The organism is Pseudomonas putida, assembly GCA_041071465.1.
GTDB classification, from domain to species: domain Bacteria; phylum Pseudomonadota; class Gammaproteobacteria; order Pseudomonadales; family Pseudomonadaceae; genus Aquipseudomonas; species Aquipseudomonas putida_P.
In genome coordinates this window covers 344449-361335 of sequence record CP163498.1, presented here as the reverse complement: position 1 = coordinate 361335, position 16887 = coordinate 344449, and the positions used below count along the sequence as shown (strand labels likewise).

Annotated in this window: 13 protein-coding genes and 1 pseudogene; 12 read left to right on the top strand and 2 right to left on the bottom strand. The window is 59.9% G+C overall.

The window, feature by feature from the left end; translation table 11 throughout:
* Nucleotides 1-37: 37 nt before the first annotated feature.
* On the bottom strand, nt 38-1897 hold the full coding sequence (locus AB5975_01615; protein ID XDR20687.1) for an FkbM family methyltransferase: 1860 nt from the start codon (nt 1895-1897) through the stop codon (nt 38-40).
* Nucleotides 1894-3576, bottom strand: a complete 1683-nt coding sequence (locus AB5975_01610; GenBank protein XDR20686.1) for a tetratricopeptide repeat-containing glycosyltransferase family protein — start codon at nt 3574-3576, stop codon at nt 1894-1896. Before AB5975_01610 ends, AB5975_01615 begins: the two co-directional genes overlap by 4 nt.
* A gap of 257 nt (nt 3577-3833) precedes the next feature.
* Here AB5975_01610 and AB5975_01605 point away from each other — a divergent pair, with 257 nt between their 5' ends.
* The 12 genes and pseudogenes from AB5975_01605 (at nt 3834) to fliG (ending at nt 16814) form a co-directional block, all read left to right on the top strand.
* A complete protein-coding gene (locus AB5975_01605; protein XDR20685.1) occupies nt 3834-4967 on the top strand; it encodes a flagellin in 1134 nt (377 codons plus the stop codon).
* Nucleotides 4968-5041: 74 nt separating this feature from the next.
* Complete coding sequence (locus AB5975_01600) at nt 5042-5392, top strand: flagellar protein FlaG (protein XDR20684.1); 351 nt, start codon at nt 5042-5044, stop codon at nt 5390-5392.
* Nucleotides 5393-5487: 95 nt separating this feature from the next.
* Nucleotides 5488-6885 carry a flagellar filament capping protein FliD gene (gene fliD / locus AB5975_01595; GenBank protein XDR20683.1) on the top strand — a complete coding sequence of 466 codons (1398 nt, stop codon included), beginning with the start codon at nt 5488-5490 and terminating at the stop codon, nt 6883-6885.
* A gap of 98 nt (nt 6886-6983) precedes the next feature.
* Entirely contained in the window at nt 6984-7382 is a 399-nt protein-coding gene (gene fliS / locus AB5975_01590; GenBank protein ID XDR20682.1) for a flagellar export chaperone FliS, read from the top strand.
* Complete coding sequence (locus AB5975_01585; GenBank protein XDR20681.1) at nt 7379-7735, top strand: flagellar protein FliT; 357 nt, start codon at nt 7379-7381, stop codon at nt 7733-7735. The genes fliS and AB5975_01585 overlap by 4 nt, the downstream gene beginning before the upstream one ends.
* 356 nt (nt 7736-8091) lie before the next feature.
* Nucleotides 8092-9567: a transcriptional regulator FleQ gene (gene fleQ / locus AB5975_01580; protein XDR20680.1), complete on the top strand. Its 1476-nt coding sequence runs from the start codon at nt 8092-8094 to the stop codon at nt 9565-9567.
* A gap of 482 nt (nt 9568-10049) precedes the next feature.
* A pseudogene (locus AB5975_01575) lies at nt 10050-10504 on the top strand (transposase).
* Nucleotides 10505-10881: 377 nt separating this feature from the next.
* A complete protein-coding gene (locus AB5975_01570) occupies nt 10882-12099 on the top strand; it encodes a PAS domain-containing sensor histidine kinase (protein ID XDR20679.1) in 1218 nt (405 codons plus the stop codon).
* Nucleotides 12099-13454 carry a sigma-54-dependent transcriptional regulator gene (locus AB5975_01565; protein XDR20678.1) on the top strand — a complete coding sequence of 452 codons (1356 nt, stop codon included), beginning with the start codon at nt 12099-12101 and terminating at the stop codon, nt 13452-13454. Before AB5975_01570 ends, AB5975_01565 begins: the two co-directional genes overlap by 1 nt.
* A gap of 221 nt (nt 13455-13675) precedes the next feature.
* The gene (gene fliE / locus AB5975_01560) at nt 13676-14008 is read left to right on the top strand and encodes a flagellar hook-basal body complex protein FliE (GenBank protein XDR20677.1); all 333 of its coding nucleotides are present in this window, start codon (nt 13676-13678) and stop codon (nt 14006-14008) included.
* Nucleotides 14009-14023: 15 nt separating this feature from the next.
* Nucleotides 14024-15802 (top strand): flagellar basal-body MS-ring/collar protein FliF, encoded by a 1779-nt coding sequence (gene fliF, locus AB5975_01555; GenBank protein XDR20676.1) that lies wholly within the window; start codon nt 14024-14026, stop codon nt 15800-15802.
* The gene (fliG, locus tag AB5975_01550; protein ID XDR20675.1) at nt 15795-16814 is read left to right on the top strand and encodes a flagellar motor switch protein FliG; all 1020 of its coding nucleotides are present in this window, start codon (nt 15795-15797) and stop codon (nt 16812-16814) included. Before fliF ends, fliG begins: the two co-directional genes overlap by 8 nt.
* The last annotated feature ends 73 nt before the right edge of the window (nt 16815-16887 follow it).

Here is a 16887-nt window from a genome sequence, read left to right as displayed (position 1 = left end):
AAAAGGCCGTGATCTAGGATCACGGCCTTTTTGCATCTCAGCCTTTCTTGAAGTGGAGCAGAGTGATTCGGCTGTCGAGCTGTTCTCCTGCGCCCAAGGCTGCCTTGTGTGGCAGCTTGTGGTAGTTCTGTAGACGATAGCCACGGCGGGACAACTGACAGATGTACCATTCGGCATCGCGGTAGCGATGGTTGAGCTTGAAGGCGTGATCCCAGCGGGCGTCCATAAGGTCGAAAAGGATAATTTCCTGAGTCGATTTTGCCAGTCCGTCCAGGATATTCGACAGCAAACCGTCGGTGATCTGGCCGAGCACTTCGCCCAACAAGGCGATGCTGCCGGCGAAGCGTCGACCGAAGTCCTGCGTCCCATTGGGTAGGGCTTGAGCGGAACCCTTTGCCAAGTCTAGTGCGACAAGGTGGTCGCCGGAGATCAGGAGTTCCAGTGTCCGGCGGCGTTCGAGATACGTGTTGAGGAACTCACCAATCGACCAACCGCATGGTGCTTGGTGAGGAGCGAGTCCGACTTTGGGCTTCCATTCCCGAGTGGCACTCACGCCTTGTTCGTAAAACCCATCCCTAGGGGTGTGCGGCATCAGCAAGTAGTTCGAGGCGTGAACCAACTCAAATGCTCGATGAACCCGATACTGATGCTTGGTGATCCAGGCTAGGAATTGGCCTTTGTTATCGTTCGCCACCTCTACCAGCAGGACAGGTCGGTTGCGTTTGATAAGTTCGGTTGCGCCTCGCAGGACATCTAGTTCCATGCCCTCTACATCTATCTTTAGCAAGTCGACTACTGCCTCGGGGTAGCGATTATCTAGTGTATCGATCTCGAGATGGCCGTTACTGTCAGGCGTCAGGCTAGTGGCCTCTAAGTTGCTGGGGTCTAGTCGGTCGAAGCGTGCTCGACCTGGTTGAGCGCCTATGCCGACGCGTTCAATGCTGTAACGGTCAGTCGGAATTTCGTTAAGGTTGAAATTGGTTTCAAGCAAATCGGCTGTGATTTGCGCAGGTTCGAAGCAGCGCACATGGGCTGCCTCGCCAATCATGCTGAAAAAGAGAGCGTGGTTGCCAATATTGCTTCCGACGTCAAAAACTCTCGCCTGCTTCGGCAGGACCAACAAGGTTTCCGTCATCTCTTTGACCTCAAAGAAGTGCTCCCGAGCCAAAAAGTTTTGTAAGCTATCCAGCGTATTACTCAGGCGAAACCTTACTGTCTTACCGGCGAATGGAACGGCGGCCACGACTTCATTTGCGGCGCAGAATGCGTTAAACACCTGTGGAATTGCGTTGTTCCATTGTTGGCCTGTAGCCGAGCGTGGTCCAGTGGAGTGCTGGCCGCGAACATTGTAAAACAGCGGCTCGGTGAGCTTGATGCAGCGGTAGCGACTCCATACCCTTAGGTAGTAGTCGACGTCTTCGCCGCAGTCCATATCGGTATCGAACGGTTCGTTAGCGGCAACCGCAGTGCGCACGAAATGGCCAAATTGCAGAGTATTGTAAGGGTGATTCAGCAGGATCTGATCAAAGCTGGTGATCGGGCTGATCTCGCTTTCGCGACGAGTCGTTTCGCCGCTGATCGGTTCGGCAACGGTAATCGACCCCCAAATTCCGTCGTGGTCATCGATAACGCCTTCGACTTGTAAGAAAGCATCTGGGGCCATCAAGTCATCGGCGTCCAAGAAGAAAATCCATTCTGCATCACTGTTAGCCACGCTCTGGACGGCGAGATTGCGTGCTCTGGAGCGGCCTTGGCCGAGGGTGTCATCCTGGATGTGCATGACCACTTCTTGGAATGGACCAATGCCTTTGGCAATGGCCTGCTCGACAGAATAGATGGCACGCTTGCAGATTTCTTGATGTCCCGGTCCAACCGGAATGACAACGCAGCACTTCATGCGAGACCTCCTTGCGAATGTGCCTGATTGGGGATAAGGCCATCGGATTCGAGAGCAGTTATGACTCGCGCCACTGGCTCTCGCCAATCACCAAGTGCGCGGTTACGGAAGACCTGCACGCTCGGGTACCAATGGCTTTGTCCTTCCTCTAACCCCCAGCGCCAGTTCGGATTCAACGGCACCAGAACATAGGTGGGTACGCCCAGGGCGCCTGCGAGGTGGATCGTGGTATTGTCGATGCTGATCACGGCGTCGAGTGCGCTGATCTGCGAGGCTTGTGGGTCCATGTCTAAACGAGCGTCCACGTTGTCATCATGGAACATTGGAACCCCCAGTTCGGCAGCTCGAGCCAATTCCTCCGGGGTACTGTCATATTGCAGATCGATAAGTTGCACCCCGGTGCAGGCGGCAAGCTGTTGCAAGGCTTCGAATCCCACCAGGCGGGTTTGCATTTCGGTATTGACCGTTCGACCGCCACGCCAAGAAACGCCGATTAGTCGTTTGCCTGGGAAAAGCGATTGGTATTGGCTGCGTACTGCCTGGGTTTGCTCGGGGTCGGCCTTCAAGAAGCTCGCCTGTTTTGGGAAGCTCTCCAGGCTTGGGCGGAAAATGCCCATCAAACTACCCGCTGGAATCTGGAGATCGCTGCGCGGCCAGCTCTGTTTGAATAATTTCTTGCCGCCGATTTCCAGTTCCCCGTGCTCTTCGCTTCGGATGAAGTTTACGTTCGGGAAACTTCTTTGGAAGAGTGTATCTAGGCGCGCGTAGATTTCATAATGAAGCTGCTCGGGATTGCCAACTCTATGCTGTAGTTCGTTAAGAGTGCTAGCGAACATGATGTGGTCACCGATCCCTTGCTCTCCCCATACGAGCAGCGTTTTGCCCTGCAGTGGCTCTCCTGCCCAGCGTGGGATATTGAACTGATGATACAGATCGGCTCGTGCAGCTTTCCAGCGCCACTCATAGTGTTCCCAACCAGCTTCGAATTGACCCAGCTTCAGCAGGGTAATCGCGATGTTGTTATGTACGCCCGCATGATCAGGCTCCATCGCCAACAGTTGCTTATAGTATTCCAGGGATTCGCTGTAGCGACCGACCTGCTCTAGAGCGACAGCCATGTTCAGCAGTTGACTGCGATGCTTCGGCGTCATTTGCAGCCCGAGTTGATAGCAGGCGATGGTGTCGTGGAAGCGGCCTTGGGCATAGTAGGCCTGACCCAGCAGAGAAAGTACTTGGGACTGCTCATCGGCCTGGGTAAATCGCTCGAGCGCGCCGTGAAGCATCGCCTCCATATCGGCGTGCGAACTGCCTGCGTAAGTGAGGGCCTGGTGGTAAAGCTTGAATCTCAGGAGGTTTGGCTCTTTAAGGTACCACTCTTTGGCTTGGGTCAGGTTGGTTTTATACCGCTCACGCACATAAAAGTGAGGAAACAGCATGCTGTCGACCTTAACCTGCGGAGCTTGCGCAAGCGCGTCAATCGCGTGCTGATGTGCCTCATCATCCACCCCTTGCTGGAAAAGCAAGTGAGCGAGCTGGGCTGCGACTAGGGGTACATTCGGCGTGATCCGCCGCAGCTTTCTGTACAGCCGGATCTGTGCATCGACATTCCGGTTTTTTTCGGCTTGCTGCAGGGCTTGGCCGATTCGCTGGATCTCGGCTTGATCGGAGTGGCTGTGCATGGAGGACCTTAGTACCTTGCAAATGGGTGGCATTGTTTTGACTGCGCAGAGGTGTCAAAGCAAGAAAGGGGCCACGCAGGCGGTTGGTTAACCTGTGGATGAGGTTGGGTTTTTCTAAAAAGGCAAAAAAAAACTAAAGCCATTGGCCATGACGACGATAACCATTACGAAGGTTCTGTGTGGCAACCCGCTGCGGTGAGCAGCCATCCCGCCGGAGAACCCTTAACATCCATTCGGCCTACTGCAAGGAAATTGTCATGGCTCTTACCGTCAACACCAACATTGCCTCCCTGTCGGTTCAAAAGAACCTGACCAAAGCGTCCGACTCGCTGACCACCTCGATGACTCGTCTGTCTACCGGTCTGCGGATCAATAGTGCCAAGGACGACGCAGCGGGTTCGCAGATTTCCAACCGTCTGACCAGTCAGACCAACGGCTTGAACGTTGCAATCAAGAACGCGCAGGACGCTAACTCCATCGCTACCGCTGCTGAAGGCGCGCTGCAGGAGTCAACCTCGATTCTGCAGCGTATGCGTGAACTGTCCCTGCAGTCGGCCAACGGCTCGAACAGCTCCGAAGACCAGACCGCGCTGAACCAAGAGTTCAAATCCCTGACCGCAGAGCTGACCCGCATCTCCAAGACCACTACCTTCGGTGGCGGTAACTCCGGTATCAACCTGCTGGATGGCACTGCCGGTAACTCTGGTACTTTGACCTTCCAAGTAGGCGCCAACGCCAACGAAACCGTTTCGTTCACCCTGAGCGACATGGGCGCCAAAGCGCTCAAGGGCAATGCTTCGTTGGCAACGCTGTCGATGTCTGGTGTTATCGCAAGCACCGGTGCTGTAATGAGCTCTGCGAACATCACTATCGGTGATGTGGAAATCGTCATCGCCTCCGGTTCGAGCATTTCGGATGTTGTTAGCGCGATCAACACCAACGTCAGTGGCGTGACTGCCGTACTGGATGAAGATGGTACTGGGATCGTACTGACCTCGGGTGACAACATTGCAACTGTTAGCGCCATCGGTTCTGCAACAGCCACTACTGCTGTTACTTCAGTAGATACCACTTCCTTCACCGTTCAGGATCTGAATATCTCCAACGCTGCGTCTGCCCAGCAGTCCACCCAGGTCATCGACGCCGCCCTGAAGCAAATCGACACCCAGCGTTCGGCTCTGGGTGCCATCCAGAACCGTCTGGACAGCACTATTTCCAACCTGCAGAACGTCGCCGAAAGCGCCACTGCTGCGCTCTCGACCATCCAGGACGTCGACTTCGCGGCCGAAACTGCCGAGATGACTAAGCAGCAGACTCTGCAGTCCGCCGCTACCGCTGTTCTGGCCCAGGCCAACCAGCTGCCTTCCGCCGTTCTGAAGCTGCTGCAGTAATACCGGCCTAACGGCTAAAGATGAGAAAGGGCGCCTTGCGCCCTTTCTTGCTTCCGGTTTGAGGGATGTGATCCATGGACATGAATCTCAATGTGAATTCAGCCTCAGGCAATCTGGCCGGCGCGGCTTCGGTCGGCTCCGCTCAAGGGCGAGCAGATACTCCCGTCGCGAACGATGCTGAGAAGGGCGCTTCGGAAGCAGTCATCCAGACACTGGCACAGGCTGTCGAAAGCCTGCAGAAGATGTCTGAGTCATCCCATCGCAACCTCGACTTTTCCATCGATGAAGGCTCAGGCCAAACCGTGGTCAAGGTCGTGGCGAGCGACACGGGTGAGGTGATTCGGCAGATTCCGTCGGAGGTCGCGCTGAAGTTGGCGCAGAGTCTGAAAGAAGCCGACGGATTGTTGTTCAACGACATGGCTTAAGGGAGTGGCGCGGATCTTGTATGTCAACGGGCCATACGTCATGAATCCGCCACTGAGCAGCGCTAAGCGCCAAATTTTAATAGGGAGCCTGAGCAATGGGCACTTCCGTTAACGGAGTCGGGTCCGGCATCGACATCGACTCGATCGTCTCTGCCCTGGTCTCGGCGCAAAAGGCGCCGAAGCAAAGCCAGATCGATAAGGCAACGACCAAGGCCACTACGAGTCTGTCGGCTATCGGTACGCTGAAAAGCGCGCTGGAGAAGTTCCAAAAGTCTATGGAAGACTTGGCTGAGAACAGCTCGTTCACCGGCATGACCGCCAAATCGTCCAATGAGGAAGCGCTCACTGCCAAGGTTGGCGCCGGTGCGGCTTCAGGCACTTACGTCATCAAGACAACTTCGATCGCCACCAGCTCCAAGGTCGCGACGCAGTATGTTTCCACCGGTACTACTTTCGGAGCCGGTACGTTCACGATTACCCAGGGCTCCGGTTCGCCAACGACCATCAAGGTCGCAAGCGGTGCCACCCTGTCGGATATCCGGGACAGCATCAATACTCAGCTCAAAGACAGTGGTATCACTGCCAATATCATCTCTGACTCCGAAGGTCAGCGCCTAGTGCTGAGTTCCGCGACCACGGGTGAAGGTACTGATATAAGTCTCAGCACCAGTTCGACCACGCTTGAGTCGCTGAAGATCGATGGTGTGAACACCCAGGCGTCCGATACTGCTGGCGGCTATGTTGTAGCCCCTGCTGCCGATGCGGTCTACACCATCGACGGCCTGTCGATGAAGAGCTCCACCAACGAAATCACCACCGCCATCAGTGGAGTCGAGTTCACCCTGCTGGAAGACGACAGCAAGGCGACCATCACCGTCGATACCAACACTGACGGCCTAAAAGAGTCGATCACCTCGTTCGTTGACTCATACAACTCCTTGATGTCCACCATCAAGACCTTGACCACCGTGACCTCCAGCACCGATGACGACGGCAATGCCACTACCACGGCGGCCGCGCTGACCAGCGACTCGACCGTACGTAACATCGTCAGCGGTCTGCGTAACCAACTGATCAGTAACTCCGGCGACGGCGGCACCATCAAGCTGTTGTCACAGCTGGGCGTCTCCACCCAGAACGATGGCACGCTGTCCATCGATGATGACGAATTGGAAGCGGCGCTGGAAAAAAACGCAGCCTCTGTCGAGGGCTTCTTCACCGGCACCAATGGCCTGCTGACCCGCATGTCCACGTCGTTGGATATCTATGCCGATGACGACGGCCTGCTGGACCAGCGCACCGACTCGCTGAACGACACCCTGTCGAATCTGAGCAAGCAGCAGACCAATCTCGATCGCCGCATTGAAAAATACGAGGCGACCATGTACGCCAAGTACAACGCGATGGATACCCTCGTAGCGCAGCTAACGGCTACGAGCGACAGTGTGATGACCACCCTGAACGCCTTGAACAATGCTAGCTCCGACGACTGAACGCGGGCATTGACTCCGAGGGGGTAAAGAAAGCCCCCTCGATGTCGATACAATGTTCAGTGGCGACCATCGCCAAAAAATTCCACAGGGGCACTACAATGAATCGTATGGCTGCGCTTCGCCAATACCGCAACGTCAACACCCAGTCAGAAATCCACGACGCATCTCCGCACCGCTTGATCCAGTTGCTGATGGAAGGTGGCTTGAGCCGTATCGCCCAGGCGCGCGGCTGCATGGAACGTGGTGAAATGTTCGAAAAGGCTAAACTGATCAGCAAGGCTTTGGACATCATCGCGGGCCTGCGCGAAGCGTTGGACTTCAAACAGGGTGGCGATTTGGCGATCGACTATGCGCGTTTGTACGATTTCATGACCCGCCATCTGGTCGAGGCTAACCGTTCCAACAGCGTCAAAGCCCTCGATGAGGTGACCAAGGTGCTGCTGGAGTTGAAGATGGGCTGGGATGGCATTGCTCAGCAAGCTGCGGAGGCACCATGAAGCCCTCGGCCGACGAGCCAGGTTTCACTACGCCGGCGCTTGCTGAGCTGAGCATGGCCCAGCGAGTCAGCGCCGCTCGCGTAGCTCTGGCTGATGCCTTGGCCCGCGAAGACTGGGAAGCGGTCGCCGAGTTGGACCTCGAATGCCGGGCTTGTGTCGAGGCGGTGCTGAGCGAGTCTGGCATCGACCGTGATCAGGTGCGCGAGGATCTCGAAGGCCTGCTGGAACTCTATCGATCGTTGGTCGCGGACGTAAGTGAGGCGCGTCAGGCCATCGCCCGGGAAATGTCCGAATACCGTAAAGCGACTAGCCAGGCGAAGGTTTACAGCATATTCTCCGGCTCGCGCCGTTGAACCTGGGTATTAAGCAAGGTAAGGAAGGCGTTCATGGGGGGATGGTGTTGCCATACGTCAACTCTCAGCTGCTCGTCAGCTGATAGAGTCAATGCTCCGGCGCCAAGTGGAGTCAGTTGCGTTTTTTTATGATGAAATGAACCCGTTTGACTAAGCAAAGAGCAGCGCTTCGGTATACCATCTGTTCAGTTAACTCGAAACGCCTCTTTCGGGCGCCATAAAATTGACTTTTACAGATTTTCGACTTAACTAGTGTCTATTTATCCATTTCCGGCATCAGAACATGACCAACCGGTCGGCTTTGAGGTAAATACGCCCTTTTGGCGCCGAGAATTGACTAGGGAAGTTGCTATTGCATGTGGCGTGAAACCAAGATTCTGCTGATCGACGACGACAGCGCGCGTCGCCGCGACTTGGCGGTGGTGCTGAACTTTCTCGGCGAAGAAAACCTCGCTTGCTCCAGTCAGGACTGGCAGCAAATGGTCGAGCCATTGTCTTCGAGTCGCGAAGTGCTGTGCGTGCTCATCGGTGCCGTGAACGCTCCGGGCAACCTCCTTGGGCTCGTTAAGACAGTGGCTGCGTGGGATGAGTTCCTTCCGGTGCTGCTTTTAGGTGAAATTTCTTCTGCGGAGTTCCCGGAAGACCTTCGCCGCCGGGTGCTTTCCAACCTGGAAGTGCCGCCAAGCTATAGCCAGCTGCTGGATTCGCTGCACCGTGCCCAGGTCTACCGCGAGATGTACGACCAGGCGCGCGAGCGCGGCCGCCAGCGCGAGCCCAACCTGTTCCGCAGCCTGGTTGGCACCAGCCGTGCCATCCAGCATGTGCGGCAGATGATGCAGCAGGTGGCTGATACTGACGCCAGTGTGCTGATCCTGGGTGAGTCCGGCACCGGCAAGGAAGTGGTGGCGCGTAACCTGCACTACCATTCCAAGCGCCGCGAAGCGCCGTTCGTGCCGGTGAACTGCGGCGCTATTCCGGCCGAGCTGTTGGAAAGCGAACTGTTCGGCCACGAGAAGGGCGCCTTCACCGGTGCCATCACCAGTCGTGCCGGGCGTTTCGAACTGGCCAACGGCGGCACCCTGTTCCTCGACGAAATCGGCGACATGCCGCTGCCGATGCAGGTCAAGCTGCTGCGTGTGTTGCAGGAGCGTACCTTCGAGCGCGTGGGCAGCAACAAGACCCAGAGCATCGACGTGCGCATCATCGCCGCGACCCACAAGAACCTCGAGACCATGATCGAGGAGGGTACGTTCCGCGAAGACTTGTACTACCGCCTGAACGTGTTCCCCATCGAGATGGCGCCGCTGCGTGAGCGGGTGGAAGACATCCCGCTGCTGATGAATGAGCTGATCTCGCGCATGGAGCACGAGAAGCGCGGGTCCATCCGCTTCAACTCCGCGTCGATCATGTCGCTGTGTCGCCACGGCTGGCCGGGCAACGTTCGCGAGCTGGCCAACCTGGTCGAGCGCATGGCGATCATGCACCCGTACGGGGTGATTGGCGTGTCCGAGCTGCCGAAGAAATTCCGTTACGTCGATGACGAAGATGAGCAGATGGTCGACAGCCTGCGCAGCGACCTGGAAGAGCGCGTCGCAATCAACGGCCATACGCCGAACTTCAGCAACCACGCCATGCTGCCACCTGAAGGCCTGGACCTGAAGGACTACCTGGGTAGCCTGGAGCAGGGCCTGATCCAGCAGGCGCTGGACGATGCCAACGGTATCGTTGCGCGCGCGGCTGAACGTTTGCGCATTCGTCGTACCACCCTGGTCGAGAAGATGCGCAAGTACGGCATGAGCCGCCAAGGTGGGGAGGAACAGGCGGAGGATTGACGGTTGGGGCGGGGTGTTCGGCTTGGCGTTGATGGTGCCTGTTAGATCGAGCGCCGCCCGCGCGGCGCTTCGCGGGGCAAGCCCGCTCCCACATTTGTTGCAACGTGCCGAACCTATCAGGCCATGGTTGTCAGCCTTGTTGCCTTGACGCGGTTTCCCGGCTGGCGCTACCGCCGCCTCGCAGGTCCCAAACACTCCGCCAAAGCGGGCAACGCCTCTCCCACCGGCATGGCCACGTTGCAACAAATGTGGGAGCGGGCTTGTCCCGCGAAGCGCCGCGCGGGCGGCGCTCGGTCTCACAGGCGCAGAAAGTGTCAAGGCGAATACCCGCGAAGCGCCGCGCGGGCGGCGCTCGATCTCACCGGCGCAGAAAGTGTCAAGGCGAATACGCACCCCACCCACCCCACATCCCGCAATACTTTTCAGTGCTCCAATCCGTCGCATGCGCCTATGTTTCCTGAACCTTTGTGCGAGGAAACCACATGGAGCGTGCTCAATCCCATCTCTTGCGCCGTGGCCGCTTCTCCATGCCCGGCGGCATGTATCTGTTAACAACCGTAACGAATAATCGAAAGCGAATCTTCACGGATTTTTGGCTGGCCCGAGCGGTGATTCAGCAACTTCGGCAGGCTGAGCGCGAAGGTGCGTGTCAGTCATTGGCCTGGGTTGTGATGCCGGACCATCTCCATTGGTTGATTCAGCTGAACGACTCGACATTATGTAGCTTGATGCGACGATTTAAGTCGCGCAGCAGTCATGCGTTGTATCACCGAGGAATGAGGCGCGAAAAGTGTGGCAAGCGGGCTATCAGGACCATGCCATTCGGCGAGAGGAAGACATTCGCAGGGTGGCGAAATATGTAATTTGCAACCCATTGCGGGCGGGGTTGGCAAGCAGGGTCGGTGATTATCCACATTGGGACGCCGTATGGGTCTGAGTCATCTGGACGCGGTGAGCGCCGTCCGCGCGGCGCTTCGCGGGACAAGCCCGCTCCCACATTTGTTGCAACGTGGCCATGCCTGTGGGAGAGGCGTTGCCAGCCTTGGTGCAAGGCTTGAGACAAGTGGAGCGGCAGTAGTGCCAACCCAGAAATACAGCCATCCCACCAAGGCTGACAACCATGGCCTGACAGGTTCGGCACGTTGCAACAAATGTGGGAGCGGGCTTGTCCCGCGAAGCGCCGCGCGGGCGGCGCTCGATTTGCGCCCCACCACAAATCTCAAGCCCTGCATTAAACCCCATCTCCGGCACGGCTATTGCTACACCGCTGGCAACACACCGTTTTTATGACGGTCAGCCACGCGAGAGAGCAAGATGCCCCAGGCCGCCCACGTATCCCTAGCCCCCGATCCGCAGGGGCAAACCCCGGTCGAGCAGGACAGCCGCCAGGGTGTCGAACAAGCCTTCGCCCTGTTCAACCAGGTGTCCAGCCAACTGAGCCAGTCCTACAGCCTGCTCGAAGCCCGGGTCAGCGAACTCAAGGGCGAGCTGGCGGTGGTCAGCGCCCAGCGCATCGATGAACTGAGCGAAAAGGAACGCCTGGCCAACCGCCTGCAGAACCTGTTGGACCTGCTGCCTGGCGGGGTGATCGTGATCGATGGTCAGGGCCTGGTGCGCGAGGCCAACCCGGCCGCCTGCGAGCTGCTCGGCGAGCCGCTGGTCGGCCAGTTGTGGCGCCAGGTGATTGCCCGCAGCTTTGCCCCGCGCAAGGATGACGGCCACGAAGTCTCGCTGCGCGACGGCCGTCGCCTGTCCATCGCCACCCGTTCGCTGGATGCCGAGCCTGGCCAGTTGGTGTTGCTCAACGACCTGACCGAAACCCGTCGCCTGCAAGACCAGCTGGCCCGCCACGAGCGCCTGTCTTCGCTGGGGCGCATGGTCGCCTCGCTGGCGCACCAGATCCGCACGCCACTGTCGGCGGCGATGCTCTACGCCAGTCACCTGGCTGATCCCGAGCAAGAGCTGGGCGCGGAAACCCGCCAGCGCTTTGCCGGCACCCTGAAGGAGCGCCTGCACGAGCTGGAACACCAGGTGCGCGACATGCTGGTATTCGCCCGTGGCGAGCTGCCGCTGAATGATCGAGTCACGCCAAAAGCCTTGTTCCAGGCCCTGCAGCAGGCTGCCCAGGCGCATGTGCAAGGGCACGCCGTGCGCTGGCAGTGCGACAGCCACCTGGGTGAGCTGCTGTGCAACCGCGACACCCTGGTTGGTGCATTGCTCAACCTGATCGAAAATGCGCTGCAAGCCAGCGACGGCCCGGCGCGACTGAAGGTGCACCTGTTCCGCCGCGAGCGCAGCCTGCATCTGTGTGTAAGCGATGCCGGCAGTGGTATCGATGGCGACCTGCTCGGCCGCCTGGGCGAGCCGTTCCTGACCACCAAGGCTACCGGTACCGGCTTGGGCCTGGCCGTGGTCAAGGCCGTGGTGCGCGCGCACCAGGGTACGCTGCGCCTGCGCTCGAAGGTTAGCCGTGGTACCTGTGTGCGGGTGGAGCTGCCGTTGATCGACGGGCAACTGGCGGAGGGCATGTAATGGCGATCAAGGTGCTGCTGGTCGAGGACGACCGCGTATTGCGCCAGGCGCTGGGCGATACCCTGGAAATCGGCGGCTTCGCCTACCAGGCGGTGGGCAGTGCCGAAGAAGCGCTGGAAGCAGTACTGGAGGAGGCCTTCAGCCTGGTAGTCAGCGATGTGAACATGCCTGGCATGGATGGGCACCAACTGCTGGCCCAGCTGCGCCGCCAGCAACCGCAACTGCCCGTGCTGCTGATGACCGCGCATGCCGCGGTGGAGCGTGCCGTCGAGGCGATGCGCCAAGGGGCTGCCGACTATCTGGTCAAGCCATTCGAACCCAAGGCCTTGCTCAGCCTGGTCGAGCGGCATGCCGCCGGGCGCGTGGCTGAAGAGGAAGGCCCGGTGGCCTGCGAGCCGGCCAGTCGACAGTTGCTGGAGCTGGCCACGCGGGTGGCGCGCAGTGACTCGACCGTGCTGATTTCCGGCGAATCCGGTACCGGCAAGGAAGTGCTGGCGCGCTTCATTCACCAGCAGTCGCCGCGGGCGGCGCAGCCCTTCGTGGCGATCAATTGTGCTGCCATCCCCGACAACATGCTCGAGGCCACCCTGTTCGGCCACGAGAAGGGTGCCTTCACCGGCGCCATCGCTGCCCAGGCCGGCAAGTTCGAGCAGGCCGAAGGTGGCACCTTGCTGCTCGATGAAATCTCGGAAATGCCAATGGCCTTGCAGGCCAAGCTGCTGCGCGTGCTGCAGGAGCGCGAGGTGGAGCGGGTGGGCGGGCGCAAGCCTATCAGCCTGGATATACGCGTGCTGGCCACCACCAACCGTGACCTGGCTGGCGAAGTGGCGGCCGGGCGTTTCCGTGAAGACTTGTACTACCGCCTGTCGGTGTTCCCCCTGGCCTGGCGCCCGCTGCGCGAACGCCCGGGTGACATCCTGCAACTGGCCGAGCGCCTGTTGGCACGCCACGTGGCGAAGATGAAGCACGCCCCGGTGCAGCTGTCGCCCCAGGCCCGAGCCTGCCTGCAGGCGTATGCCTGGCCGGGCAACGTACGCGAACTGGACAACGCCCTGCAGCGGGCGCTGATCCTGCAGCAGGGCGGGGTGATCGAGGCGGCGGATTTTTGTCTGGCAGGCGCCATTCCATTGTCGGCTGGCATCGAGCCATCACCTGAGGTGGTAGCCGAGCCTGTTGGGCTGGGCGATGACATGCGTCGTCATGAGTACCAGATGATCATCGACACCCTGCGCGCTGAGCGCGGCCGCCGCAAAGAGGCCGCCGAACGCCTGGGGATAAGCCCGCGTACCCTGCGCTACAAGCTGGCGCAGATGCGCGATGCCGGGTTTGACGTCGAGGCCAGCCTGTTCGGCTGATTGACACCGCATCCTGCTGCGCGTGCGCCCCTTGTGGGAGCGGGTTTACCCGCGAACACCGGCGAAGCCGGTGCCATACACCGTGTCGCATTCTTCGCGGGTGAACCCGCTCCCACAGGGCTATGTTGCCTGAACCCTGTAGGCTGGCACCTTTGTTGCTTTAGGTTGGCTATTCGCCGCATCACTGTCAAAAAAATGCGGCCGCAGGAGAGAGAAGGGTCATGAGCCAAGGTGTTGAATTCAATCGTCTGATGCTGGACATGCGGGCCATGCAGGCCGATGCCATGTCGCTGCCAAAGGTGGCCGCCGCCCCCGAGTTGGCACCCGGGCAAAGTACCTTTGCCGACATGCTCGGCCAGGCTATCGGCAAGGTGCATGAGACGCAGCAGGCTTCGACCCAGCTGGCCAACGCCTTCGAGATCGGCAAGAGTGGCGTCGACCTGACCGACGTGATGATCGCTTCGCAAAAGGCCAGCGTGTCGATGCAGGCCCTGACCCAGGTACGCAACAAGCTGGTCCAGGCGTACCAGGACATCATGCAGATGCCGGTTTGAGGACGGACGTAAACCATGGCTGAAGCAGTCGTCGACAACCCCCCTGCCAAAAGCGGCCCGCCCGCGGCCAAGCCGCCGCTGTTCGGCATGGCGTTTCTGGAAAACATCGCGCAGATGCCCATGCTGCGTCAGATCGGCCTTCTGGTCGGCCTGGCCGCCAGCGTGGCGATCGGCTTTGCCGTGGTGCTGTGGTCGCAACAACCCGATTACCGTCCGCTGTACGGCAGCCTGGCGGGCATGGACACCAAGCAGGTCATGGATACCCTGGCCGCCGCCGACATCCCCTACAACGTCGAGCCCAATTCCGGTGCTCTGCTGGTCAAGGCCGACGACCTCTCCCGTGCGCGCCTGAAACTGGCGGCCGCCGGCGTGGCACCGAGCGATGGCAACGTCGGCTTCGAGTTGCTCGACAAGGAGCAGGGCCTGGGCACCAGCCAGTTCATGGAAGCCACCCGTTACCGTCGCAGCCTGGAAGGCGAGCTGGCGCGTACCGTGTCCAGCCTGAACAACGTCAAGGGCGCGCGCGTGCACCTGGCCATTCCGAAAAGCTCGGTGTTCGTGCGTGACGAACGCAAGCCCAGCGCCTCGGTACTGGTCGAACTGTACCCGGGCCGTGCCCTGGAAGCAGGGCAGGTGATGGCCATCGTCAACCTGGTCGCCACCAGCGTGCCGGAACTGGACAAGTCCCAGGTCACAGTAGTCGACCAGAAGGGCAACCTGCTGTCCGAGCAGATCCAGGACACCGCCCTGACCCAGGCAGGCAAGCAGTTCGACTACAGCCGCCGGGTAGAAAGCATGCTCACCCAGCGGGTACACAACATCCTGCAGCCGGTGCTGGGCAATGACCGCTACAAGGCCGAAGTGTCTGCCGACCTGGACTTCAGCGCGGTCGAGTCCACCTCCGAGCAGTTCAACCCCGACCAGCCGGCGCTGCGCAGCGAGCAATCGGTCGACGAACAACGTGCCAGCAGCCAAGGCCCACAAGGTGTGCCTGGCGCGCTGAGCAACCAGCCGCCAGGCGCTGCATCGGCACCGCAGACAACCGGTGGCGCCGCCACGCCGGCTGCTGCCATCCAGCCAGGCCAGCCGCTGGTGGATGCCAATGGTCAGCAGATCATGGACCCGGCCACCGGCCAGCCTATGCTTGCGCCGTATCCGTCGGATAAACGTCAGCAGAGTACCAAGAACTTCGAGCTCGACCGCTCCATCAGCCATACCCGCCAGCAGCAGGGGCGCATGACCCGCCTGTCGGTGGCGGTAGTGGTGGACGATCAGGTCAAGATCGACCCGGCCACCGGCGACACCACCCGTGCGCCTTGGGGCGCCGAGGACCTGGCACGCTTCACGCGCCTGGTACAGGACGCGGTCGGCTTCGATGCCAGCCGTGGCGACAGCGTGACGGTGATCAACGTGCCGTTCGCCGCCGACCGTGGCGAAGAGATCGCCGATATCGCCTTCTACCAGCAGCCGTGGTTCTGGGACATCGTCAAGCAGGTGCTGGGCGTGGTGTTCATCCTGGTACTGGTATTCGGTGTGTTGCGGCCGGTACTGAACAATATTACAGGGGGCGGCAAGCAGGCTGCCCCGGACAGCGACATGGAGCTGGGCGGCATGATGGGTCTGGATGGCGAACTGGCCAACGACCGCGTCACTCTGGGTGGCCCGACAAGCATTCTGCTGCCTAGCCCCAGCGAGGGTTACGAGGCACAGCTCAACGCAATCAAAGGCCTGGTGGCCGAAGACCCGGGCCGCGTTGCCCAGGTCGTGAAAGAGTGGATCAACGCCGATGAGTGACAACCGAGCCGTTACCGCCAAGCTGAGCCGCGTCGACAAGGCGGCAATCCTCCTGCTTTCTTTGGGCGAGACCGACGCGGCCCAGGTGCTGCGGCACATGGGGCCAAAGGAAGTACAGCGGGTGGGTGTGGCCATGGCCCAGATGGGCAATGTGCACCGTGACCAGGTCGAGCAGGTGATGAGCGAGTTCGTCGAAATCGTCGGCGACCAGACCAGCCTGGGCGTGGGCTCCGATGCCTACATCCGCAAGATGCTCAACCAGGCACTGGGCGAGGACAAGGCCAACGGCCTGGTCGACCGCATCCTGCTCGGTGGCAACACCAGTGGCCTGGACAGCCTCAAGTGGATGGAGCCGCGCGCCGTTGCCGATGTGATCCGCTACGAGCACCCGCAGATCCAGGCCATCGTGGTCGCCTACCTCGACCCCGACCAGGCCGGCGAAGTGCTGAGCAACTTCGACCACAAGGTGCGCCTGGACATCGTCCTGCGCGTGTCGTCGCTGAACACTGTGCAACCGGCGGCGTTGAAGGAGCTGAACCAGATCCTCGAGAAGCAGTTCTCGGGCAATTCCAACGCGGCACGTACCACCTTGGGTGGCATCAAGCGCGCCGCCGACATCATGAACTTCCTCGACAGCTCGGTGGAAGGTGCGCTGATGGACGCGATCCGCGAGATCGACAGCGACCTGTCGGAGCAGATCGAAGACCTGATGTTCGTCTTCAACAACCTGGCCGATGTCGACGACCGTGGCATTCAGGCGCTGCTGCGCGAAGTCTCGTCCGACGTGCTGGTGGTATCGCTCAAGGGCGCCGACGAGCGGGTCAAGGACAAGATCTTCAAGAACATGTCCAAACGTGCCTCGGAGCTGTTGCGCGACGACCTGGAGGCCAAGGGGCCGGTGCGGGTCAGCGACGTGGAAACGGCGCAGAAGGAAATCCTCACCATCGCCCGCCGCATGGCCGAGGCCGGCGAGATCGTGCTCGGCGGCAAGGGTGCCGAGGAAATGATCTGACACTGATGGTGAACCCACCGTTGACCTTGTGGGAGCGGGCGTGCCCGCGAAGCAGGCGCCGCGGTGGATGGCA